This window comes from Streptomyces sp. NPDC012466, from assembly GCF_042955215.1.
Lineage (GTDB): Bacteria > Actinomycetota > Actinomycetes > Streptomycetales > Streptomycetaceae > Streptomyces.
On sequence record NZ_JBIBEQ010000007.1, the window covers coordinates 401,274 to 424,512 of the forward strand.

The 23,239-nt window shown below is 68.9% G+C and carries 23 protein-coding genes; 20 read left to right on the forward strand and 3 right to left on the reverse strand.

Annotated elements, in window-relative coordinates; genetic code table 11:
* Positions 1 to 5 precede the first annotated feature (5 nt).
* From ACFY9E_RS26715 to ACFY9E_RS26755, 9 genes are all read left to right on the forward strand, one after another.
* Positions 6 to 950: a type II secretion system F family protein gene (locus ACFY9E_RS26715; RefSeq protein WP_390988151.1), complete on the forward strand. Its 945-nt coding sequence runs from the start codon at positions 6 to 8 to the stop codon at positions 948 to 950.
* Positions 951 to 966: 16 nt separating this feature from the next.
* On the forward strand, positions 967 to 1,854 hold the full coding sequence (locus ACFY9E_RS26720) for a DUF5936 domain-containing protein (RefSeq protein ID WP_390988153.1): 888 nt from the start codon (positions 967 to 969) through the stop codon (positions 1,852 to 1,854).
* 16 nt (positions 1,855 to 1,870) lie between these two features.
* Positions 1,871 to 3,628 (forward strand): histidine kinase, encoded by a 1,758-nt coding sequence (locus ACFY9E_RS26725; RefSeq protein ID WP_390988155.1) that lies wholly within the window; start codon positions 1,871 to 1,873, stop codon positions 3,626 to 3,628.
* A gap of 26 nt (positions 3,629 to 3,654) precedes the next feature.
* Positions 3,655 to 4,605 carry a response regulator gene (locus ACFY9E_RS26730; protein WP_390988156.1) on the forward strand — a complete coding sequence of 317 codons (951 nt, stop codon included), beginning with the start codon at positions 3,655 to 3,657 and terminating at the stop codon, positions 4,603 to 4,605.
* Positions 4,606 to 4,750: 145 nt separating this feature from the next.
* On the forward strand, positions 4,751 to 4,984 hold the full coding sequence (locus tag ACFY9E_RS26735) for a hypothetical protein (protein WP_356436841.1): 234 nt from the start codon (positions 4,751 to 4,753) through the stop codon (positions 4,982 to 4,984).
* Entirely contained in the window at positions 4,981 to 5,595 is a 615-nt protein-coding gene (locus tag ACFY9E_RS26740) for a pilus assembly protein TadG-related protein (protein ID WP_390988158.1), read from the forward strand. The genes ACFY9E_RS26735 and ACFY9E_RS26740 overlap by 4 nt, the downstream gene beginning before the upstream one ends.
* A 16-nt stretch (positions 5,596 to 5,611) precedes the next feature.
* Positions 5,612 to 6,193: a hypothetical protein gene (locus ACFY9E_RS26745; RefSeq protein ID WP_390988160.1), complete on the forward strand. Its 582-nt coding sequence runs from the start codon at positions 5,612 to 5,614 to the stop codon at positions 6,191 to 6,193.
* Between the two features lie 8 nt (positions 6,194 to 6,201).
* Positions 6,202 to 6,852, forward strand: coding sequence for an OmpA family protein (locus ACFY9E_RS26750; RefSeq protein ID WP_390988162.1), 651 nt, complete (start codon positions 6,202 to 6,204; stop codon positions 6,850 to 6,852).
* Between the two features lie 202 nt (positions 6,853 to 7,054).
* Positions 7,055 to 9,604: a hypothetical protein gene (locus ACFY9E_RS26755; RefSeq protein WP_390988163.1), complete on the forward strand. Its 2,550-nt coding sequence runs from the start codon at positions 7,055 to 7,057 to the stop codon at positions 9,602 to 9,604.
* Positions 9,605 to 9,692: 88 nt separating this feature from the next.
* Here the strand turns inward: ACFY9E_RS26755 and ACFY9E_RS26760 are convergent, their stop codons facing one another.
* Positions 9,693 to 9,956 carry a hypothetical protein gene (locus tag ACFY9E_RS26760; RefSeq protein WP_390988165.1) on the reverse strand — a complete coding sequence of 88 codons (264 nt, stop codon included), beginning with the start codon at positions 9,954 to 9,956 and terminating at the stop codon, positions 9,693 to 9,695.
* 738 nt (positions 9,957 to 10,694) lie between these two features.
* Positions 10,695 to 11,069, reverse strand: a complete 375-nt coding sequence (locus tag ACFY9E_RS26765) for a DUF192 domain-containing protein (protein WP_390988167.1) — start codon at positions 11,067 to 11,069, stop codon at positions 10,695 to 10,697.
* Between the two features lie 331 nt (positions 11,070 to 11,400).
* Here ACFY9E_RS26765 and ACFY9E_RS26770 point away from each other — a divergent pair, with 331 nt between their 5' ends.
* From ACFY9E_RS26770 to ACFY9E_RS26810, 9 genes are all read left to right on the forward strand, one after another.
* Positions 11,401 to 12,054, forward strand: a complete 654-nt coding sequence (locus ACFY9E_RS26770; RefSeq protein WP_390988169.1) for a hypothetical protein — start codon at positions 11,401 to 11,403, stop codon at positions 12,052 to 12,054.
* Between the two features lie 131 nt (positions 12,055 to 12,185).
* Positions 12,186 to 13,091: a hypothetical protein gene (locus ACFY9E_RS26775; RefSeq protein ID WP_390988399.1), complete on the forward strand. Its 906-nt coding sequence runs from the start codon at positions 12,186 to 12,188 to the stop codon at positions 13,089 to 13,091.
* A gap of 127 nt (positions 13,092 to 13,218) precedes the next feature.
* The gene (locus ACFY9E_RS26780) at positions 13,219 to 13,536 is read left to right on the forward strand and encodes a hypothetical protein (protein WP_390988171.1); all 318 of its coding nucleotides are present in this window, start codon (positions 13,219 to 13,221) and stop codon (positions 13,534 to 13,536) included.
* Positions 13,533 to 14,876 (forward strand): putative T7SS-secreted protein, encoded by a 1,344-nt coding sequence (locus ACFY9E_RS26785; RefSeq protein WP_390988172.1) that lies wholly within the window; start codon positions 13,533 to 13,535, stop codon positions 14,874 to 14,876. Before ACFY9E_RS26780 ends, ACFY9E_RS26785 begins: the two co-directional genes overlap by 4 nt.
* Positions 14,877 to 14,898: 22 nt before the next feature.
* The gene (locus ACFY9E_RS26790) at positions 14,899 to 15,564 is read left to right on the forward strand and encodes a hypothetical protein (RefSeq protein ID WP_390988173.1); all 666 of its coding nucleotides are present in this window, start codon (positions 14,899 to 14,901) and stop codon (positions 15,562 to 15,564) included.
* A 27-nt stretch (positions 15,565 to 15,591) separates the two neighbouring features.
* Positions 15,592 to 16,269 carry a hypothetical protein gene (locus tag ACFY9E_RS26795; protein ID WP_390988175.1) on the forward strand — a complete coding sequence of 226 codons (678 nt, stop codon included), beginning with the start codon at positions 15,592 to 15,594 and terminating at the stop codon, positions 16,267 to 16,269.
* Between the two features lie 104 nt (positions 16,270 to 16,373).
* Positions 16,374 to 17,252: an LLM class flavin-dependent oxidoreductase gene (locus tag ACFY9E_RS26800; protein ID WP_390988176.1), complete on the forward strand. Its 879-nt coding sequence runs from the start codon at positions 16,374 to 16,376 to the stop codon at positions 17,250 to 17,252.
* Positions 17,253 to 17,267: 15 nt separating this feature from the next.
* A complete protein-coding gene (locus ACFY9E_RS26805) occupies positions 17,268 to 17,702 on the forward strand; it encodes a GNAT family N-acetyltransferase (RefSeq protein ID WP_390988177.1) in 435 nt (144 codons plus the stop codon).
* A gap of 42 nt (positions 17,703 to 17,744) precedes the next feature.
* The gene (locus ACFY9E_RS26810) at positions 17,745 to 18,629 is read left to right on the forward strand and encodes a methyltransferase domain-containing protein (protein WP_390988179.1); all 885 of its coding nucleotides are present in this window, start codon (positions 17,745 to 17,747) and stop codon (positions 18,627 to 18,629) included.
* Here the strand turns inward: ACFY9E_RS26810 and ACFY9E_RS26815 are convergent, their stop codons facing one another.
* Positions 18,630 to 19,874 carry a DNA glycosylase AlkZ-like family protein gene (locus tag ACFY9E_RS26815; RefSeq protein WP_390988180.1) on the reverse strand — a complete coding sequence of 415 codons (1,245 nt, stop codon included), beginning with the start codon at positions 19,872 to 19,874 and terminating at the stop codon, positions 18,630 to 18,632.
* Between the two features lie 791 nt (positions 19,875 to 20,665).
* Between ACFY9E_RS26815 and ACFY9E_RS26820 the strand changes: the two genes are divergently transcribed.
* Positions 20,666 to 21,439 (forward strand): isoprenyl transferase, encoded by a 774-nt coding sequence (locus tag ACFY9E_RS26820; protein WP_390988181.1) that lies wholly within the window; start codon positions 20,666 to 20,668, stop codon positions 21,437 to 21,439.
* Between the two features lie 356 nt (positions 21,440 to 21,795).
* The gene (locus ACFY9E_RS26825; protein ID WP_390988183.1) at positions 21,796 to 23,121 is read left to right on the forward strand and encodes a PhoH family protein; all 1,326 of its coding nucleotides are present in this window, start codon (positions 21,796 to 21,798) and stop codon (positions 23,119 to 23,121) included.
* Positions 23,122 to 23,239 lie beyond the last annotated feature (118 nt).

Here is a 23,239-nt window from a genome sequence, read left to right on the forward strand (position 1 = left end):
GACCGATGGAACTGCAACAGCTCATCACGCTCACCACCGGCATCACCCTGCTGACCTGCGTCCTCGCGGTCGTCGGCCTGCACTCCTACGCCACGGGCAAGGCACAGCGGCAGGCCCTGGTCGACCGCCTGTCCGCCACCGGCCAGATCCCGGTCGGCGGCCGACGCCGCAACTTCCGGGGCATCGACCGCCGCCTGCGACGCACCAAGCTCGGCAAGAAGCTGGAGCTCCGTCTGGCGGCGACCGGCCTGGACATCACCCCGGGTGAGTTCTTCGTCTACATGCTCGCCACGGTGGCGGGCCTGTGGCTGATCGGCCAGGCGGCCCTGGCCCCGTTCTTCGGCCCGCTGGCGGGCCTGCTCGGCATCGGCGTCGCCGTCCAGTTCCTCAACTGGCAACGGCAGAAGCGCATCGAGAAGTTCATCAACCAGCTTCCCGAGATGGCCCGGATCCTCGCCAACGCCACCCAGGCAGGCCTCGCCCTGCGCACGGCGATCGGCATGGCAGCGGAGGAGATGGAAGCCCCCGCGGGCGAGGAACTGGGCAAGGTGTCCAACCAGCTGGCGGTCGGCGCCTCGATGGACGACGCGCTGGGCGAACTGGCCGACCGCCTCCCGTCCCGCGAACTGGTCGTGCTCGTCACCACGCTGGTCCTGTCGAACCGGGCCGGTGGACAGGTGGTGAGCGCCCTGCGCAACCTGACGGTGACGCTGGAGGAACGCAAGGAGACCCGGCGCGAGGTCCGCACGCAGCTCTCCCAGGTCAACATGACGTCGTACGCCGTCCCGGTCCTGGGCGTCGGCTCCCTGTTCCTGATGAACGGGGTGAAGGACGGCGCCCTGGACCGCATGACCGGTTCCGCCTTCGGTCAGGCGGCGGTCATCATCGCCTTCTCGCTCTACGCCGTCGGCTTCGTCCTCATCCGCCGCCTGTCCCGCATCGACGTCTGAGAGCCCGGAGGCAACCATGGGACTGCTCCTCGCCCTGCTGATGGGCCTCAGCGTGTGGGGCGTGTTCGCCGGCATCCGCATGTACCGCGCGGAGGCCAAACTGCCCGGCGACCTCGCCCTGGCCCTGGAGGTCGGCTCCACCCGCACCGGCGCGGTCGACTCCCTCATCGACCGCATGGGCATGCGCTACGCGCCCGGCGTCCTGCGCCTGATGGGCCCCAAGCAGGTGGCCAAGTACCGCCGCAAGATCGACCTCGCCGGCAACCCCGGGGGCCTGACGATCGACAGGTACGCCGCGCGACGGGCGGTCTACGGCTTCCTCGGGGCCGTGGGCTTCCTGGTCTTCCTCATGCGCGGCCAGCTGTTCGTCGCCCTGCTCCTGCTGGCCTTCGGCGCGTTCTGGACGGAGGTCGGCATCTGGTCGGCGATCCGCATCCGCAAGGACGTCATCGAACGGACCCTGCCGGACTTCCTGGACGTCCTGGCGGTCGTGGTGAGCGCCGGCCTCGGCTTCCGCCAGGCACTGGACCGGGTCGCCTCCCGGTACGAGGGCCCCTGGGCCGACGAACTGCGCATCACCCTGCGCCAGATGGACCTCGGCATGAGCCGCCGCCAGGCCTTCACGGAACTGCGCCGCCGCAACGAATCCGAGCAGGTGGCGATGTTCGTGACGGCCCTCCAGCAGGGTGAGGAACTGGGCGCGCCGATCGTCGACACGCTGGTGTCCCTCGCCAAGGACATGCGCCGTACGGACGCGCAGAACGCCCGCCGCAAAGCCGCCCGGGCCGTCCCCAAGGCCACGATGATGATCACGACCTTCATGGTCCCGGCCACGATGCTCCTGCTCGGCGCGGGCCTGATCCTCGGCTCGGGCACGGACTTCGGCTCGGTGACGGGGAAGTAGGGAAGGGGGCGACGGTATGTCGATGACAGGGGAGCGGACGGGGCTGCTGGGGCGGCGCCGCCGCCGGGCCGAGCGGACACCGGAGATCACGACGCCTCCGGCGGGGACGGTGCTGCCGGCGCATGTCCGCACGGGCGCGCCGGACGTACCGGTGACGTCGGTGACGCCTGCGCTGCCGCCCGGGTGGGAGGCGGCCGGGGCCCTTGTCGGCGGAGAGCCGACCCTGCGGATCAAGGGCGGTGGTCGCCGGAAGGCGGGGGCGCCTCACGCGGATGCGGCAACCCCAGCGCAGAGCCCACTGCCGACGGCAGGGGACAGCGGACCGGCCGGGGACGGGACACGCGGTCCGGCAGGACGGTCGAAGGACGGCCGGGCACCGCGGGCCGACGCCGGGCCGCAAGGGCCTGCGGACGGCCGGTGGGCCGGCGCCGCGGCTCCGCAGGGGCCGGCCGCACCCGACGACGACGGCGGCACGGTCGATGTGGCCGGGAACCCGATCCCGACCGAAGTCAGGGCACCCGGCATGGCCGGCATGCCCGCCCACCCCGCGATCGACATCCAGGTCAACGCCCTCCAGGCCATGTGCAGGCAGGTGTTCGGCTTCCGCCTGGCCATGATCGCCCTGGCCACCCCCACCGCCCTGGTCAACGCGAACGACGGCCTGCCCACCCGCCTCGTCGGCGCGGCCGTGGTCGTCACCTTCATGACCTCCTACGTCCTCTTCAGGGACTGGGAGCGCTTCGGCCCGCTCCTCCTCCGCCACCCCTCCCTCCTCGCCGCGGACACTCTCTTCGGGTCCCTCCTCCTCATCGCCGCGGGCCCCGACAGCACCCTCGCCTACGTCAGCGTCTGCACCCCCCTCCTGGCAGGCCTGGTCTACGGCTGGCGGGGCGCCGCGATCTTCGCCTCCGTCCAAGCGCTCCTGCTGCTCCTCATCCACGCGGCACAGGAGAACCCGGCCCCCGGCATCACCGAGTCGGCCCTGCTGCCCGGCCTCTGCGTCATCGCCGGAGCCGTCGGCTCCAGCCTCCGCAACCTCATGCTCCGCTTCGGCGCGGCCACCCAGGCCCTCACCACCGTCCAGGCCCGGCTCGCCGTGACGGAGGCGGTCAGCGCCGAACGCGCCCGCCTGGCACGCGAGATGCACGACTCCGTCGCCAAGACCCTGCACGGCGTGGCCCTGGCCGCCGACGGCCTGACCGGCTCGGCCGGCGCCGACCGCATGGACCCGGCCCTGGTCAGGCAACAGGCGGCCCTGGTCGCCCGTTCGGCCCGGCGGGCCGCCGCCGAATCCCGCGAGCTCCTGGCCGACCTGCGTCGCGAGTCGGACCCCGACCAGGGCACGGACGTCCTGGTGGAACTCGCCGCCCGCACCCGCGACTTCAGCGCCCGCACCGGCCTCCCCGCCGTCTACCGCCCCACCGGCGCCCACGCCGTGCCCCCCGTCCCGCCGGCCGTGGCTCGCCAGCTCCTCACCATTGCCTCGGAAGCCATGGAGAACGCCCACCGCCACGCACACCCGACCCGCGTCGACGTCCGCGCGGGGGTCCACGGCGACCTGCTCCGCATCAGCGTCCACGACGACGGACGCGGCCTCCCGCCCGGCACCACCCTCGAACAGCTGCGCCGCGCCGGCCACTTCGGCCTCGTCGGCATGGTCGAACGCGCGGCCTCCGTGGGCGCCCGCATCCGCATAGGCCGCGGCGGCCACCCCCAGGGCACGGAGGTCCGCCTGGAACTCCCCCTGGCCGCTCTGACCACCCCCACCGCATGACCCCACGACCCGAGAGGAGGCCCCTGATGCCGGACCACACACCCCACCCCACCGGCGCCCCGCAGCCGCCACCGCACGACCCGTTCGCCGACCTCCCGCAGCCGGCCCGGCCGACCCGCCGTCTCCGGGTCGTCGTGGCGGACGACAACCCCGTCGTCCGCGCCGGCCTCACCGCCCTGCTCTCCGGCCGCGCGGACATCGAGGTCGTCGCGGAGGCCGCCGACGGCCGCCAGGCCTACGAGGCCGCCCACCAGCACCGCCCGGACGTCGTGCTCCTCGACGTCCGCATGCCCGGCGTGGACGGCATCTCGGCCCTGCCGTACCTGGTGCAGATCGCCCCGGTGGTGATGCTCACCTACAGCAGGGAGTCGGAGATCGTCCAGGAGGCCCTGCGACGGGGAGCGGGCGGCTACCTCGTCCACGGTGAGTTCACGGCCGACCAGCTGGTCGAGGCCGTACGGGACATCAAGGAGGGCCGGGCCCACTTCACCCCCACGGCGGCGGGCGCCCTGCTGGCCCAACTCCGCCAGGGCCGGGCCCCCGCGCCACCCCTCCCGGAGGGTCTGGGGCAGGCATCGAGTGCGACTGCATACGGAATTTCCCCTTCCGCCCAGTCGTATATACAGACTCAACAACCCTCGTCACCAGTGCATTTCAACACTCCGCCACACTCTTCTCCAGAAAACCTTTCGCAAGTGCAACCGCATGTGGGACAGTCTTCGTCTGGGTGGACGAGTGGCCGTCCGGCCGTTCCCGACAGGTCGCGGTTCCAACTGAGCACGAGGGAGGCGGAGATCATGGACCTCATCGCGTCCGGCATGAACAACCAGCAGATCGCCGCTACGTGCTTCATCAGCGAGAAGACCGTCAAGAACCACATCAACCGCATCTTCGCCAAGCTCCACAGCACCAGCCGGTCCGAAGCCGCCGCGAAGTGGATCGGCACGGCGCCGGACACATACCGGGGACGGGGGTGACCGTCGGTGACACCATGGGGGAACAGCCGTCTGGGCCCGAGCGATTGGGCCCTGAATTGGGCCCAGGGGCCCTCTGGCGGACTGGTCGTATCGCCGTACGTTCCTCGTGTCGAAAGCGACACAGCCGAACCCGGAGGGGAACACCATGAGCGACCTGATGCTGAAGACCGCCGTCGCGACCAAGGTCCGCGTGAACGGCTGGAAGAACACGACGGTCGAGGCGATGCAGCGCCGCGCCGGCGACAAGGGACAGACGGCGGTCGAGTACCTGGGCATCATCGCGGTGGTGGTGGCGATCGTGCTGGCGATCACCGGTACGAACATCGGTCAGACGATCCTGAACAAGATCCAGGCGCAGATCGCCAAGGTCGCTCCTTGACGCGACCCCGTAGGTACGGCGACGCAGGGCAGGCTTTCCCCATCTACATCGTGGTGGTGGGGGGCCTGCTCTTTCTCGCGTTCGCGTACTTCGCGGTCGGCCAGGCCGCGGCGAACAGGAACGGCGCCCAGACGGCCGCGGACGCGGCGGCTCTCGCGGCAGCGCAGGACAGGCGGGACCAACTCGCCGGCGCGTGGGTGAAGGACGTACTCGATCCGGCCAAGTGGCAGGCGATCTTCGAGGGCACCGCTGACGGCCTCAGCCCGTCCTGCTGGCGTGCGTATCAGCTTGCTGAGCAGAACGACGCCAGGGTGAACAGTTGCGGGCCCGAAGGTCCCCTGGGCTTCACGGTCGAGGTCGAGACCAATAAGCCCGTCGGTGAATCCGTCGTCCCCGGAACGGCGGCCCGGAAGTCCAACGCGACCGCCACTGCCGTGATCGAGCCCCGCTGCGACCCGCCCACCGGGGACGCCGGTCCCGACGTTCTGCCGAAGCTCACATGCGAGGACGGCGTGGTCTGGGAGCTGGACCCGGACGATCTCGATGTTCTGCCGGAACCCGAGGACCTCTTCGACGTCCACCTGGCCGACTCACAAGCGAACGACGAGTGATGAAGGAAGCAGAGAGATGAGCATTCGGTTCACTGCGAAGGCCCGCAGGGGGATGGTCGTGCTGACCGTTGCGGCCGGACTGGCCCTGGGCGTGGCCGGCTGTGGGGGCGGTGGGGGCGGTGAGGACAAGAAGCCGAATTCTTCAGCGCCCACCTCCAAAGGTGGATCACAACCGAGTGCTCAGGAGGGGGAGTCGGAGACGCCCTTGACGGAAGTTAAAGGCACCGAGGGTCTGCTTCTTCAGGTCACGTCCGCCACCCGTGACGGAGGCGGATTCGTCACCGTGAACGGAACCTTGAAGAATGATGGGGCGAAGTCGGTAGTTATCCCCTCGCAGATGAGTGGTGACGAGACCGAGGTCATCAAGCACGGTCCTTCGCTTGGAGGCGCCACCCTCGTGGATCCAAAGGGGAAGAAGCGCTACTACGTACTGCGCGACACAGATGGACGGCCACTGACGACAACGGGCTTCGGGACATTGGATGCAGGGCAGACCCTTCCGGTATTCATGCAGTTTCCTGCCCCGCCCACGAGTACGACTGATGTGACTCTGCAGGTCCCGACGTTCTCCAGCGGCACCATCAAGATCTCCGGGTGAGGCCGGCCATGGAAACCCGCACGCGTATCCGACCGGCGACTCCACGCCTCGCCCTGGTCCTCACCGCCGCCGGCCTCATGGTCGCCGCGAACCTCTACGGAGCCGTCGCGGCCCACGCCGACGAGACCCCCGGTGTGCCCCCCGGCACCGAGGCCTCCGCGTCCGCTCCCGTCGAGGTCGACGCCAACGACCCCGACCTCAAGCTGCCCGAAGGCGCGACCCTCGCCGAAGCCAAGGTTCTCGACATCAAGCAGGTCGTCGAAGACCAGAGCGGCGACGAACGTCGCGAAGACACCAACGCCGACGTCAAGTTCGCCCTCCAGGCCGAGGTCCTCTTCGGCAAGGACAGTGCGAAGCTCGGCGGCGCGGCGAAGGCCCGTATCTCCGCGATCGCCGAGGAGATCAAGACGCAGAAGGCGACGAAGATCCGCGTCTTCGGTTTCACGGACAACCTCGGTTCCTCCGCCCACGGCGATGTCCTGTCCCGGAAGCGAGCCGACGCCGTCCAGAACGTCCTCGACCAGGAACTGACCGACTCCAACGTCACGTACGAGGTGCGCGGCTACGGCGAGCAGTACCCGATCGCGGACAACTCCACGGAGACCGGCCGCAAGAAGAACCGACGGGTCGAGGTCTCCTTCCCACGCACGGAGGGTTGAGCCAGAGAAAAGTGGGCCCGGCGTTGGGACCCCGGGCCCATGCGTGAGTGATCGACGTTCCTTAGCCTCGGCTCGGTGCCTGTGTTGAACGGCCGTTCATCGAGCTGAGCTGAGGTCGCGCATGTCCCCTGCCGGTGACCCGATACCCCCGAGCGGGATGTGGGGTGCACAGAACAGCCCTTCCTGGAGCAGGCGTTCGCCGTTGCCGAGGGAACTGGGCTGGGCGCAGGTACTGCTCTGGGTGCAGTTCGCGCTGACGGTGCTGTACGTGATCACCGTGCTGTCGGTGGTGACGTACTACTCCGGGGAGATCTTCGGGATCCTGGTGTACGACTCGCTGCCCAGCGTGGCCGGGGTCTACCTGGCCCGGCGCCTGTGGCGGGGCGGGGTGTGGACGAGCCGCGCGCTGATCGCCGTACAGGCGTGGATCGTGTGGCTGTCGGTCGGCACTCTGTTGCACGGCGATCTGCGGGGCATCACGCAGGCGGCGATGCCGGTGGCGGTCATCGTGCTGTTGCGCCGGGCCCGGTCGCGTGAGTGGTTCGAGAGCGCTCCCGAGGACAGGGAGGAGCGCCGGGCGTTCAGCCTGGCGAGGATGATCCGCTGGCGGCGGGACGAGGGCCAGACCGCGGTGGAGTACGCGGGGCTCATCGCGGTGGTCGCCGCGATCGTCGTCGCACTGTCGGTGGGCGGTCTCGGCGGGCGTATCGCCGACGGCATCCAGTCGGCGGTCTGCTCGGTGACGGGCGCGGCCTGCCCCGCTGCGCAGGGCGACGGTACGGAGACGGGTGCGGCCGGGGACAACGACGCCGGCCAGCTGGGTGGTGCGGACGCCGGTGCCGACGGCGGCAACGGCGCCGACCCGGACGGTGACGCGAACGCGGACGGCGGCGCGGACGGCGGCGCGAACGCGGACGGCGGCGTGGCGGCAGACGGGGGTGCGGGCGCGCACGGCGAGGCGGGTGCCGAAGGCGACTCGGGCACCGAGGGCGACTCGGGCACCGAGGGTGATGCGGGTGGCCAGGGACGCACGGACGCCGGTGGTGGTACGGGCGGTAACAACAGCGGTGGCGGTCCGTCCTGGTCGGCTCGGATCATCACCTATGACGGCGCGGGGACGAACGACACGGTCCCACTCGCTCCGGGGCCGTTCGAAGAGAGGTCGCTCTGGGACGAGGTACATGACCAGGAACGCCACGACAGGTCGTTCATGGACCATGTCCGAGGCTTCTTCGTGGCCCCGACCAAGAGTTTCCTGGCCAGCACCATGGACGTGGTCAGCGACCCCGTCGGCTCGATCAAGGACACCTGGAACGGTCTGAGCGGCTACACCACGAACTGGTGGGGTGACAAGGCCGACGAACTGGGCGAGGAGTGGGACAAGGGGAACTACGTCTCCTCCGTGTGGGGCTGGGTCAACTCGCCCGAGGACTTCGTGTCCGACCTGGCGATCGACACGTTCGTCGACAAGGAGAACTGGGAGAAGGGCAACTACGGCGCCTCCATCGGCAACACCGTGGTCAACGTCGTCGGCATCTTCAGCCCGAAGACCATCACGAAGTTCACCAAGTTCAAGAAGCTGGCCGAGGTCGGCGAATCCCTCGACAAGGCGGCGGACGCGGCGGAGAAGGCCCGCAAGGCTGCCGAGAAGGGCGATGCCGAGGGCGCTCGGAAGGCGGCGAAGGACGCCGACGAGGCGGCGGACGAGGCCGAGAAGCGGGCCCGCGAGTCGGGCTGCACCATCGCGGCGCCGACCCGCCGGATCCCGTACGGCGACGGCCCGCCCGGAACCACCCCTGGCCTCATCACCGGCTCCTCCGGCGCAGGCACCACGGTCCTCGCCGCCGGCCCGTCCGACTCCCGGTACGTCGTCCTCGCCGAGGACGGCTGCGACGAGGAGGCCAAACAGCAGGCCCAGGACGCCCGCAAGAAGGCCGACGAGGCACAGCAACAGGCGCTGGAGGCGCAGGCGGAGGCTGCGAAGGCCGCCATCAAGCAGGGCAGGCTCAGTATTGACGAGCGCAACATCGACGACTTCGTCGAGAACGCCAAGAAGACCCCTGGCAAGAAAGAGATCGGCAAAGACCAGGCGGCGGCCGCGCTCGGCGAGCTCACTGATCTCGCTCGACGCAAGAACGTCGACCGGGCGGGTGCGAGCAAGCTCGGCTCCGAAGTGACCAACGCGCGTACTGCCAGCAGGCTCGAGGAGATGCTTGCTGAGGTGCGCGGTGTGCGGCGCGCCTCGGAGGACGCGGCACCCGACAGCACCGTGCACACCGCCGTCGGCTCGGAACACAACCGGCGTCAGGTCGAGGTCGCGCCGGGAGAAGCCGTGGATGTGTCGAACGTGCCGGACGCCGATGTTCTGTACAAGGGGCGTGACGGCAGGGTGCACCTGGTCGAGGTGAAGAACACGGTGAATCCGACGCGTCAGCCGGAATTCGTCGGGAAGATCAAAACACTCTCCGAGTGGAAGAATGCGAATCCAGGCAGAACGACTCGAGTTGAGATCGACAAGCCTGATAAGTGGACCGAGGTTTTCCGGCCCATCAAGGGGCAGAAGGTCTCTCCGGCCCAGCTCATGAATGAGAAGGGAGTTGACGCTCGTATCGGTGATGCGAACTTCACGGCCAAGCAGCTGGGTGACATGCAGCGGGCGCTGGAGGCGAAGTACAGTCGAGGTGAGGAAATCGACTGGAATCGGTTGAACGATGACCCCAAGGGGGCGTTGGAGTACCTGGGGCTGGAATGACAGCAGGGCCGGGGTGAAGACGAGAAGGAGGGTGACGGCTCGGAAGCCGTCACCCCGTGACGCACGACTGATGCCCCCAGGTCTCCGTTCAGCCGCCGAACCAGACGACGAGGCGGACGTTGTCCTCACCATGGAGTTCGGACAGCGTGCCCATCACATTCCACACCGGTTGCCATGGTCCGTCGGCCGGCACCAGGTCGCGATAGGCAGGGGAGACAGGGCGGTACACCTCGTCGCCCAGCAGGAGCTCCCCGTCGGCGGGCCACCGGGACGGAGCGATGTTGCCTTCCCCGAACTTGGCAGCGGCCGAGTCGTACAGCTCATCCGGGAGTGCGGCCAATCCCTCGGGCACGAGGGATCCTTCAGGAGCACGGGACCAGCGACGGACCCAGTACCGAGACGGGCCGTCGGTGCAGGAGGCGTTCCAGTCGACAGCTGACAGTTCACTCCACGAGAACCACGAATGACTGTGCCCCTCGAATTCGTCCACATCCCTTCGTACCGTGTCCGAAATATCTACAGGGGTTCCGCGGTCAGGGAACAGAGCTCTGACAGGCTCCACGCTCCGGACGTCAAAGAGTGCTGACCATGACATGTAATCACGAGCCCAGTAAAGGTGCCTGAGTTCCGAGAAGGGCTCCCACGGCGCATGTTCAGTGCCATAGCGTCCGGGCTTGGGCCTGCATTCCAGCCATCCATGCAAGTCGGTGCTCATAAGGGCGACTCTAGCCAATGCGACCGTTGAGTGCGCTATGGCTGAACGCCGGTGACGTTCGCCGACACCACCGACGAACCACCGCGCCGCTTCACGCAACTTTCGCCACGCCGTCGTCCTCTACGTCCTGACCCGCAAGGACACCCGCAGAGTTCGAGCCGGCCCGGCACGACGAGCCGGTCAGGATGAGCGACCCGGCCCGTGCCAAGGCGTACCCGGGCATCAACTGAGCGGACGGCGGAGACGAGACACGGGTGGGACACGGGGTTGCGTGAGCCGGGCACGGAGTCGCAGGCCGAGGAGATGTGGGATCGGCGGGTCGCGCGCTGGCGAGGTCGGGCCGCGGTAGACCCTGACCTCCCGACACCGACACGACTACACCGACACGACGACCTCCACCCGCGCCCCTTTCCGGAGCCCCCACTCACCCATCACCCCGGCCTCCGCCTCCACCACATGCCGGGCGCGCAGCCGAGGCATCCCCAGCCGGCCCGGCCGCATGGTGCGGACGGCGATGACGCGAAGGTGCCGATCGAGATAGGCGACATCGATCGGCATGCGCATACGGAAGGTGTGCACGCTGTTGGCCGGGGAGAGCAGGATCGCCCCCTTGACGGAGTCCCGCCCCAACAGCCCCTTCGTCCGGGCCCGATACGAGGAGGCGATCTCCAAGGGCACTGTCACGGGCGGCTCGTCATCACCCGCGTGCACCATCAGTTCTCCGCTTCCGTCCCGCCAACGCCGCCCCATCCGGGCCCCCTTCGACCGTGCCCTGTCACATGGCTCTCCGTCTCGAACGTATCCGCAGCGGACAGCCCGTCACATGGGCCCAGGGGCCCATGCCAAGTCCAGGCCGGACGGCCTGCATTTGCTTATTCCTGACTGGAACGCCGCGATCCGCGCCCATGTTGTCCACCCCATTGGCGCGTTATGCAACCGTTACGGCCCGAACAGGTCGGTGGATCGTCGATTCCTCCCCATACACCCCGCCTGTTGACAACCATCACCCTGGTGCGGCCGCACCCCGCTGTATAGCTTTGGTTCGCTCAAGAGAAGCCTCGCCTCTGACCGGGAGCCGACCGTGAACCGCCGCCCCACCCTCCTCGCAGCGCTCACGCTGACCGCCGCTGCGGCCCTGACGCTGTCCGCGTGCGGGAGCGATGACAGCTCCAAGGACAAGGACAAGATTGCCGGAGTCGATGCCGGCGGAGCCAAGGCCGCATCGCCCAGCGAGTCGGCCTCGCAGGCCGCCGGTCGCCCAAAGATCAAGTTGCCGTCCGACCTGACCATGAACTTCGAGGGCGGTAAGACGGGGGACGCCGTCAAGGACGCAGTGCTTGCCGACAACGCCGAGCGCATGCGCTCGGTCAACGCGGCGATCGCGGGAACCGACCCCAAGGCGGACGCGATGAACTTCTACAACACTGGCAGGGCGCTGGAGGCGGCCGCTGTCTGGGTGGAGAAGTTCAAGAAGGCCAACCTCGGCATCACGGGCACCATCCGGTACTACGACCGGACGGTGACGCTCGCCGGCAACAAGACGGCGACGGTCCTGTTCTGTGCCGATGAGAGCAAGGGCTACGCAAAGGACCTCAAGACGAACAAGCCCAAGGTCACCGCCCCCTCCGACGAGGACTTCATCCTCTACAACACCCGGCTGGAAAAGAACAGCGACGGAGTCTGGCGGACCACGCGTATCGTTTCGACCGCAGGAGCGAAGCAGTGTCTGAAGTGAAGCGGAGAGCGCTGGCAGGCCTCGCTTTGGCCGTGGCCCTTGTGACTTCCGGCGCACCGAATGCCTGGGCCAAGGTCACCCCGGACGGCACCACTGAGAGCGATTCGAGCACGTCGAATCCCTCAGGCTCCGTGAAGGGCGACACGCTCGCGTCGTCGGCCAGTGGCGTGATCGTCTTCGACCGTTCGAAGAACGGCTCGGGTGAATCCGCCGGGGGCGTCACATCCACCGGTTCGTGGACCCCGCCCCCCTGCTACTACGCCCCCAAGTACACGCCTGAGCAACTCCAGAAAGCCCTGGAACCCATCTGGGAGGCCGAGTCCACGGGGTACCAATGGGACGCTCAGCAACGTGATCGCTACGTCAACGGGCACCCGTACAAGGACTTCAACAAGGAGAAGGCCGACAAAGGCTATTGGTGGGACGCCTATGTCCCTGAGAGCCAGGTAGGCTCACCGGGATCACTCGACTGCACCAAGCCGATCTTCTGGGTGGACAACGGCGACCCGCCACCCGCGGACGTCCCGGAAGCGATCACCCCCGAAATACTCGCCCAACTCGCTTACGCCGAGATCCGCGTCCCGTCGACCACGGTCGAACTCGCGCCTCAGCAGGCCACGAAGGTGAACCTGCCGACCTGGGCCTGGCTGGACGCGGCCAAGTTCAAGCCGGTGTCTGTGACGGCCAGCGTCCCGTTGCTGGACATCCAGGCGACGACTACGGCCGAACCGGTCTCCCTCAAGATCGATCCGGGCACGGGTGACTCCGTGACCTATCCCGCTTCGGGTGAGTGTCAGATCAATGCGGATGGCTCGATCGGTGAACCGTATGCCAAGGGTAAGGCCGAGAGGACTCCACCATGTGGAGTGAAATATCTGCGCTCATCCGGTGACTCTTCGTACAAGCTCAGGGCGACGATCACCTGGAAGATTCACTGGACTGGCACCGGTGTCCAGGGTGAACAGCGCCTGCCTGACGGCACGTTCGGGGCCGAGCAGGATGTCGTCGTCCAAGAGGTCCAGGCCGTCAACCGCTGACGATCTTCAGGCCCGGGCCGGGCGATCGCTCTCCACCGGGGGGCGGTCGCCCGCCTTGCTTCAAAGGCGATATGGGTAGAGTCGCTGCCTCACGCACGCGTATCGAATGAGGAGAGGGCAGCGGTACATGGCTGACCGGCTGGCCGTGGACGGCGGCGAACTCGCACATTTCATGAAGCTTTTGAAGAAATCGAGCGATTCGTTGAAGGGTCTGCGCAAGGCCTTGAGTGATGCCACCGTCACCGGTCTGGGCACGGATGATCTGGACTCTGCGTGCGAGGACTTCCAGGAGGATTGGAAGTACGGCACGGAAGAAATCGGTAAGCAGACCGAGGATCTCGCCAAGATTGTCGGGCAGAGCAAGGACAGCTACGAGGAAGTCGACAAGGCATTGGAAGAAGCCTTGAAGAAGGCCAGGAGTGGAAAGTCCGGGGGGAAGAAGTGACGGCCACGCCTGGTGTCGAACAGTCTCCGTACGCCGACTCGCCGGCCGCCCGCAATGGCGGCGTGCCCCAGGGGCTCAAGTCCTCTCCGTCCATCCCTAATCCCGACTATTCCCACTTGGGGTTCAACCCGACGCCGGGTGACATCGACACGGTTCGCGACCTGAGTAAGAAACTCGGGAACTGTGCAAAAGTCCTGGACGAGACGCATGAGCTGGTCACCAAGCTCATGGACGGCAGCTATTGGAAGGGCGATGCCGCCGTCGCCTTCCGTGAAGAACTCGAGGACGGACCTCTCCCGCTCAACCTGAAGAACGCCGCGCACTCCGTTCGCAAGGCCGCACGGCAACTCGACCGCTGGGAGGGTGAACTCGACGACTTCCAGCGTCGTGCCAAGAAGCTGGAACGGGAAGCCAAAGACGCGCAGGACGCCGTGGATGCGGCGAAGGGGCACGCCGACAAGGCGAAGAACGATCCCGGCCTCGACGGCAAGGGGGGCCGCCACGACCAGGCGGAGAAGCGGTTGAGCAGTGCGAACACCGCTGTGGAAGAAGCCCAGGCCGAGCTCGACAAAATCATCGGCAGGGCGAAGAGGCTGGCCGAGGAACACGAGACCAAGGCCCGGTACCGCGCTGGCAAGATCCGCGATGCCACGAAGAAGCTGGCACCGCATGAGCCGGGAGCACTCGAGAAATTCGGCGATTGGTTCGTCGAGAATCTTCCTGACATTCTTAGCTTCACCGCAGGCGTCATCGGCTTGGTCGCGTTGTTCGTGGCCACTGGTGGCCTGGCGGCAGCGGTCCTCTTGCTTGCGGCAGCCGCGTTGAGCGCCTCGGCGCTCGCGATGCGACTGTCCGACCCCAAAGTCCTTTCCTCCCTCAAGGACGGCTTCACCAAGGGCGAATTCGACTCCGACTTCTGGGGGAATGTCGTCAGCCTCGGCGGGGACCTCCTGGGAGCCGTTCCCGGCGTGAGCGCCGTCGGCATGGGTGTGCGTGGAACGATGACCGCCCTGCGCGCCGGCGAGGAAGCGGTCACCCTCGGAAAGGTGCTGACGACCTTGGGCAGCAAGACCGTCGGCGAAGCAAAGGCCATCTCCAACCTCGGTAATCCGGCCCTGAACCTGGTGGTGCGCGGGGCTCGTGACTCAGCCCGTGTCGGAGAGGTCGTCGAGATCACATCTGCTTCACTCGGCGTCGCGACCGCCGGATACGGTCTCGTTTCCAGCGCGGTGGACGAACTGGACAATGACGGAGCGAAGGACACCGGCACCGGCATCGACGGTGCACGGAGCATCCTCGATGGCGGGGCTCTGATCGATCTCGCCCAGTACGTGTTCTGACCCGGAGGACAAGAGAGCTCATATGAACCCCACGGATCATTCGACTGCCTGGGATCATCCGCCGACCCGGCGCGCCTGGTCGAAACAGTTGGCCGCGAACGCGCTCGCTCTCCTCGGATGGATTGCCTTGTGGGTCGCTCTGCTGGCGGTTCTGGTGGTGTTCCTCTCCCCCGGATACACGATTCTGTTCGTGCCGTTCCTGCTGTACAGCTTCTACCGTGCGTTCTTGCAGCTCTTCCTCCTGCCCGCCGGCCTTCGTATGAAGCGAGTCCTGCAGGAGTACCCATGGCGTCAGTTCGGCGATGCCCCGCACGGGCTTGCCGACCGGCCTGACATCGTCGGCAGGCAGTTCGGGTGGTTCGAGTTCCCGAACCCATCCCGCCCAGAGGAGCGACTGCCCATGGTGTTTCCCCGGCACTGGGGAGTGGGATGGTGGCACCGCCGGATGGCTCCTCGCGCGACACCAGAGTTGAAGGCGCAGATCGGCGTGGTGTGGCTCGCGGGAGATCCTCGCTTCATCGGCGTGATCGCCGCGCCCACCTCGGACGCGTCGGCCCCCCGTCGGTTCCGCTTCCTGAACCAGCAGACGGGATCGGAGGGAGGTCGCCCTTCCGTCGAGGAATGGGGAGCGACCTCCGAGGACATTGCGCGTGGCCGCCGCGTCGGCGTCCGCTCGGACCGCACTTGATCCTTCACCCGGCCACCCTCTCCGGAAATGCCCGACATGACATCTCGCGTCGTCATCGCTGATTCCGTCAGTGACCCCCGTGCCGGTATCTGGTTCGCCGTGCCCGGCGGGTTCACCGAGCTGCCGCTCGACGTTCTCCTAGCCCCCTCCGCTTCCGCAGAGGCGAGCCGGCTCCGGGAAGCACTCGCTCCGATGCTGGAATCCATTCCTGACGGCATCACCCGTCAGCAGTTCATCGCTCACTTGGCATCGGGCCAGCAACTGCTGGCTGCACTGCGCGAGGTGGGCACCGTCCATTGCTCCCTGGGTGTGCACCGCGACGATGTGGAGGGAGGCAGCGGAAAGATCCTCCACTCCCTCTTCACCGTGTCCTGGCGAGACATCGCTTGGTCCCCACGGCCGGTGAGCGCGGCGCGGGCCGTGGCCACAGCCGAGCAGCACTCCCACATCGAGTACCTGGACCTGCCCAGCGGTCCCGCGTCCATGGGAGAGACGGTGCGCACGCCGACTGCCGAGTCGGGCCTTCCGCCGACACCACTGCTTCAGATCTCCGCCTACCTCCCGCACCCGGACTGCAAGCGCATGGCGATCTTGATGTTGAGCACACCGGAGGTGGAGCGGCGCGAGCAGTACCGCGAGATCCTGAGGCAGATTGTGGAGCTTACGAGCTTCGAGTCGCCGTTGATGGACATGCCGAAGGACTGAAGCGGCGTCGACCGCGCGTCGACCGCGTGGTGGTTGGCTCGTATGGAACGTGCGGGGCGCGAAACGCCTTGTCCGACGCTTCGCGGCCCGGGTAGGAAGACCCCATGACCCCCCTAGGTGCAGTCTTCCGCCCCCAGTTGGCCCCCGAGCGTCTGCGTTCGGTCTGTGAAGTCGCCGAAGACGCCGGGCTCGAGGAGCTCTGGCTCTGGGAGGACTGTTTCAGAGAGGGAGGCATCTCCACCGCCGCCGCTGCCCTCGCGTGGACCGAGCGGGTGCGGGTCGGGGTCGGGCTGTTGCCCGTGCCCCTGCGGAACGTCGCCATCACGGCCATGGAGATCGCCTCGCTGCACCGGATGTTCCCGGGGCGGGCGATCGTCGGCGTGGGACACGGCGTGCAGGACTGGATGGGACAGGTCGGTGCCCGGGTCGAGTCGCCCGTCACCCTGCTGCGGGAGCATCTCCTCGCGCTGCGCGCCCTGTTGGACGGGGAGCGGCTCTCCGTCGACGGGCGGTACGTCAAGCTCGACGACGTCGCTCTCGACTGGCCGCCTCAGGGCGCCCAGGGCGGGGTGCTGGCCGGGGCCACCGGCCCGCGGTCGCTGCGGCTCACCGGCGAGGCCGCCGACGGGACCATTCTCACCGCCTCCACCAACGCCGACGGTGTGCGCGAGGCGCGCCGGCTCGTGGAGGAGGGGCGGACGGCGGCCGGTCGCGCGGCCGGGCCGCACCGCGTCGTCGTCTATCTGCTCACCGCCACCGGGCCCGGCGCCGACGCCCGGCTGCGCGCGGAGCTGGCCGCCGAGGGGCTCGACTCCGTTCCGGATCTCGGGGTCGCCGGGGACGCCGGCGCCGTGGCCAAGGCCGTCGAGCGGCTGGTCGAGGCCGGCGCCGACAGCGTCGTACTCCAGCCGACCGCGGACGAGCCCGACCCGGAGGGGTTCGTGCGGTTCGCGGCCGAGGAGGTGCGTCCCCTGGTTCCCTGAGGGCCGCTGTTCGTGGTGGCTGCCGCACTCCGGGTGGGGGACGTCGACGTGGACGTACGTCTGCGTGACGTGGTCGAAGCCGACCTGGAGTTCTTCCCGGCGCACCAGCACGATCCGGAAGCCGTGCGGCGGCCGGGGTTCACACCCCGGCCGCGAGAGGCGTTCCCGCGGAACTGGAAGGCCGACATCCTCGGGGACGACACCGTCCTCGTGCGGAGCGTGACCGTCGACGGAGACGTCGCCGGCAACCTCGTCGCCTGGTGGGACGGGGACCGACGCTTCCTCGGGTACCGGCGGGGAAGGACCTCCTGGGGCCGCGGCTCGGAAGCCGGACCCTCGCCCCCTTCTGTCGTGGTCGTCCGCTTGTCAGAGCACCCGGTGAGGCCCCCGCCCGGGCTCGGCGACCGCCCTTCGAGCAGGGAGGGAAGCCGCACTCCACTACCGGCGTGAAAATACGAGCGCCCCCGCACGGCCCCCTGCCACCATCTCCCCATGGCAGTGCATCAGGAACCACACCCCCCACACCTCGCCACCTTCGAAGAACTCCTCGCCGAGGGCGCCTCCGTCCCGACGGAAGGCTGGGACTTCTCCTGGTTCGAAGGGCGGGCGACGGAAGCACGCCCCTCCTGGGGCTACGCCGTGTCGATGGCCGAGCGGCTGGGCCGGGCGAGTGCGGTGCTGGACGTGCAGACCGGGGGAGGGGAGGTGCTGGACTTCGCCCTCGCGAGGGTCACCGACACCAGCGAGGCCCCCGCCGGCACCTGTGCCGCTGCCGAGGCCACCACCGTGAACGCCCCCGAGCCACCCCGGCTCACCATCGCCACCGAAGGCTGGCCCCCCAACGTCGCCAAGGCCACCGCCCTGCTCCGCCCGCGCGGCGTCGCCGTCGTGGCCGTTGCCGAGGACGACCCGCTGCCCTTCGCCGACGGTGCCTTCGACCTGGTCGTCAGCCGCCATCCCGTCCGCCCGCACTGGCACGAGATCGCCCGCGTCCTCCAGCCCGGCGGGACGTACTTCGCCCAGCACGTGGGCCCGGGGAGCGTCTTCGAACTCGTCGAGTACTTCCTCGGGCCCCAGCCGGACGACGCCCGCAGCGCCCGCCACCCCGACCGTGAGCGGGCCGACGCCGAGGCCGCCGGGCTCGACGTCGTCGGTCTGCGGGCGGAGCGGCTGCGCGTGAAGTTCCACGACATCGGCGCGGTCGTGCACTTCCTGCGCAAGGTGGTCTGGATGGTCCCCGGCTTCACCGTCGAGGCGTACGAGCCGCGGCTCCGGGAGCTGCACGAGCGCATCCAGGCCGAAGGCCCCTTCGTCGCCCACAGCACCCGCCACCTGGTCGACGCACGCAAGCCGGGCGGACGCACGCCGGCCGCGTGATCACGCGTGCGGGCCCACCGTCACCTCTCCCACCACCAGCTCCGCCGCCGCCTCCAGCACCTCACCCACCCGCTCCGCCTGCTCGCCCAGCTCCCGCTTCTGCCGTGCCGTCAGCCGGACGAGCGGCTCGACCGTGACGGTCGTACGACGGCCCCGGCGCCGCTGGTGCCACACCCCCGCCACCACGCCGTCGACCAGCAGCACCGGGTAGTTGCCCGCCTGGCCGCCGCCGAGGGCGCGCTGGTACGCCGTCCCGGGGAACAGCCGCTCGCGGGGCTGTCCGGCGATGACGTACGCGTCGAAGTAGGGCAGCAGGCGCACTCCCCGCGGCGGACCGTCCGGGAAGTCCGTGTCGCCCGCCGCCACCCACGCCGGTGTCCCTTCGAAGTCGACCTCCTCGATACGGCCCGCGGCGGCCAGTTCGCCGAACAGGGCCGTCGCCCAGCCGGGTGGCGCCGCCAGCCAGCGGGCGAAGTGCTGCGGGGTGGCGGGGCCGTACGCGTGCAGATAGCGATGGACGAAATCGGCCGGCACGCCCCCGGCGCTCTCCCCGCGGTCGGTGCCCGGCACGGGCCGAGCCTCCCGCGCGCTCTCCCCGGGGCCGGCCCCCGGCAGGGGCCGCGCGGCCCCTGCCCCGGCGTCCTCCCGCGGCGGGCGGGTGTACGTCGCCTTGCGGCCGCGGTTCGGGCCGAAGCACAGCGTGCCCGCCCATCCGGCGCGGTGCATCACCTGGCGCCAGCGCGGCCACAGGTCCTGGAAGGCCGGCATCACGCGGTCACCGGCCCAGGGGCCCGTGCGGGCGACGACCTCCTCGGACAGCTCGTCGAGGGTCAGGCACCTGCCGTCGAGCGCGTCACCGATCGCCGTCACGACCTGGCCGGCCTGTTCCCCGGTGAGCCGCACATCGGGCGGGAACGGGCTCGGCCCGCTCGGGGCCGCGCTCAACGCCGCGGAGAAGAGGGACAGTTCACGGGCCGGGAGGAGATGGACCGTGCCGCGCGGGCCGTAGGTCTTGATGAGGGACCGTTCCTCCCAGAGCGCGGCCCGTACGTCCGCCCGCGTCACGCCGTCCGTCCGCATCCCCACCGACACCTCGGCCGCGGAGAGCACCTGCGCGTGGGCGCCCCGCATCGCCCCGACCACCTCGGCGACCGGCGTGCCGGGCGCGGCCGGTCCAGCCAGGAACTGCCGCTCCGCCCGGCGCGCGCTCACCGCGTCCCACCTGATCCTCAGCGTCGTCGTCATGAGGCGACGGTAGACGGGAATGAGGACAGATTCCGTCCTAGTCGTCGACCGCGTCACTCGTCTCCCTCACTGCACTTGCTCATCTTCCGACGAGAGTTTTCACATCGTTATCGCTCGCGGCTCGCCTCTCGGCCGCCGCTCACGTAAATTCGGACGAGGGAATTCGCGTGAGCAAAGCTGCGCGGGAGGTACCGCGCAGTGGAGGGGGCTGCGCGGTGCCCGGTCCCCGTCGAGCCGGTGCGGTGGCGCTGTCCAGGGCGACGCGGTGGCAAGGGGGCGGTCCGGGCGGCGACTCGGGGTCAAGCGGCCGTGCGCGGCCCGGTTCACCCGTCGGGGGGATGTCGGGACAAGTCACCCGACTGGTCCACAAGGTGCGGCAAATCCGCCGGATCCTGTCGCGGAGCATCCCGTTTCCCCTGCACAGGGGCCATGTTTCGGCCAGAAGCCGGCCCGGAGCGAAGGCTTCCGTGGGCACCGCCGCGTCGCCGGGTGGCTCCGGAGAGTAGTTGTGGCACGCCGATGCACGCAGCATCACTTACAAAGGGTTATGGTGGAAACCCCCCCTCGGGCCGGTCCGTCTCCCCCCCACGGACCGGCCCGTTTTTTCTTTCCCGCCGGGCGGCTCGAACCACCGGCCGGAACCGTTCGTTCCGCCCCTGTTGGCGGCCCACGGCCGCAGCGGGGGTAGGCTTCGCCTCCGGGGACCGCCATACGGGCAGGGACCGCCCGCGGGCCACGACCGGGCCGCACGCCGCGGCCTGTCCGATCCGTACGGAGGGGCTGACAATCACGTGAACCTGCGCGACAAGCTGCGTGGCCTGCTGGTCAGGCTGTACGCACGCCGGGTGGAAGGCCACCTGGACCACGCTCAGGTGCCCAAGCACATCGGCGTCATCATGGACGGCAACCGGCGCTGGGCGAAGGCCGCCGGTTCCAGCACCGTCCACGGCCACCGGGCCGGTGCCGAGAAGATCGAGGAGTTCCTCGGCTGGTGCAGTGAGACCGACGTCGAGGTCGTCACCCTCTGGCTCCTGTCCACGGACAACTTCGACCGGCCGCAGGAGGAACTCGGCCCGCTGCTCGGCATCATCGAGGACGTCGTCCGCACCCTGGCCGCCGACGGCCGCTGGCGCGTGCACCACGTCGGCACGCCCGACCTGCTGCCCTCCGGGATGCAGACGGTCCTCAAGGAGGCCGAGGAGGCCACCGCGCGCGTCGACGGGATAGTGGTCAACGTGGCCATCGGCTACGGCGGCCGCCAGGAGATCGCCGACGCCGTGCGGTCGATGCTGCTCGACGCCCAGGACAAGGGCACCTCGATGGAGGAGCTCGCCGAGGCCGTCGACATCGACATGATCGGGCGTCACCTCTACACGAGCGACCAGCCCGACCCCGACCTGGTGATCCGCACCAGCGGCGAGCAGCGGCTGTCCGGATTCATGCTCTGGCAGACCGCGCACTCCGAGTACTACTTCTGCGACGTGTTCTGGCCGGCGTTCCGCAAGGTCGACTTCCTGCGCGCCATGCGGGACTACGCGGCCCGCCACCGGCGGTTCGGCGGCTGACGCACCTGTCCCCGGACCCCGCGGACGCGGGACGTCCCACGTCACAACACCTCCCGGTACCCCGCCGAAGGCGCGCGTAACACGGAGTTCACCGGCTCGCCGTCATATGCCGTGGCATGGCGACGCTCGTTCGAGGGCATAACCCAGTCAGGTCGACGCCCGAACCACGGGTGTCGGATCTCAGCGGACGGCACGGGGCCGTCCGCCCGGGAGGCCCTTTGCACCAGCCCGATCCGTGCGGTCACAGCACGGACGAAGAGGCGGAGGGCCGGTTTTCGGCCCGCGCAGGGCGGCCGACGACCGGTCCAGCTCCATACCGTCGCTCCCCGACCTCATCCGAGGGGGTACGTCCTTCCGTGGTGACCAGTGCAAAGCGCCACAAGCCAGACCGGCGCACCTATGTTCTCGACACCAGCGTCCTGCTGGCCGACCCGAACGCCCTGAACCGCTTCGACGAGCACGAGGTCGTGCTGCCCATCGTCGTGGTCACGGAGCTGGAGGCCAAGCGGCACCATCCCGAGCTCGGCTACTTCGCCCGGCAGGCCCTGCGCCTGCTCGACGAGTTCCGGGTCCGGCACGGTCGCCTCGACGCCCCCATCCCGATCGGGGATCTGGGCGGGACCGTCCGTGTCGAGCTCAACCACTCGGACCCCAGCGTGCTGCCCAGCGGCTACCGCCTGGGGGACAACGACTCCCGCATCCTCGCGGTCGCCCGCAATCTGCAGGCCGAGGGGTTCGATGTCACCGTCGTGTCCAAGGACCTCCCGCTCAGGATCAAGGCGTCCTCCGTCGGACTCCTCGCCGAGGAGTACCGCGCGGAGCTCGCCATCACGGACTCCTCCGGCTGGACCGGCATGTCCGAACTGACCCTGCCCGGCGAGCAGGTGGACATCCTCTTCGAGGAGGGCCACGTCTACGTCCCCGAGGCCGCCGACCTGCCGGTGCACACGGGCCTGATGATCCAGTCGGAGCGCGGCAAGGCGCTCGGGCGGGTCACGCCGGAGGGCAGCATCCGTGTCGTGCGCGGGGATCGTGAGGTGTTCGGCATCAAGGGCCGCAGCGCCGAGCAGCGGATCGCGCTCGACCTGCTGCTCGACCCGGACGTCGGGATCGTGTCGATGGGCGGCCGGGCCGGCACCGGCAAGTCGGCGCTGGCGCTGTGCGCGGGTCTGGAGGCGGTGCTGGAGCGCCGTCAGCACCAGAAGGTGATGGTCTTCCGTCCGCTGTACGCGGTCGGCGGGCAGGAGCTGGGCTATCTGCCGGGCTCCGAGGCCGAGAAGATGAGCCCCTGGGCCCAGGCGGTCTTCGACACCCTCTCGGCGGTCACGTCCCGCGAGGTCATCGAGGAGGTCACCGCGCGCGGGATGCTGGAGGTCCTGCCGCTCACCCACATCCGCGGCCGCTCGCTGCACGACGCGTTCGTGATCGTGGACGAGGCACAGTCGCTGGAACGGAATGTGCTTCTCACCGTTCTGTCCCGGATCGGGGCCAATTCGCGGGTGGTTCTCACCCATGACGTGGCCCAGCGGGACAACCTCAGGGTCGGCCGGTACGACGGTGTCGTCGCCGTCGTCGAGAAGCTGAAGGGGCATCCGCTCTTCGCGCATGTGACCCTGACACGGTCCGAGAGGTCCCAGATCGCCGCTCTTGTGACCGAAATGCTCGAAGACGGGCAGGTCTGACCGTCCCCAGTAAGTAGGGCCGGTTATGCGATAGTTGGCGCCGTCCGGAAAAGGCGAAGAGCCTAGCCGGGCGGCGCCTTCGCATGTGGGCGTTCCTGTGAATCTCCCGCACCAAACG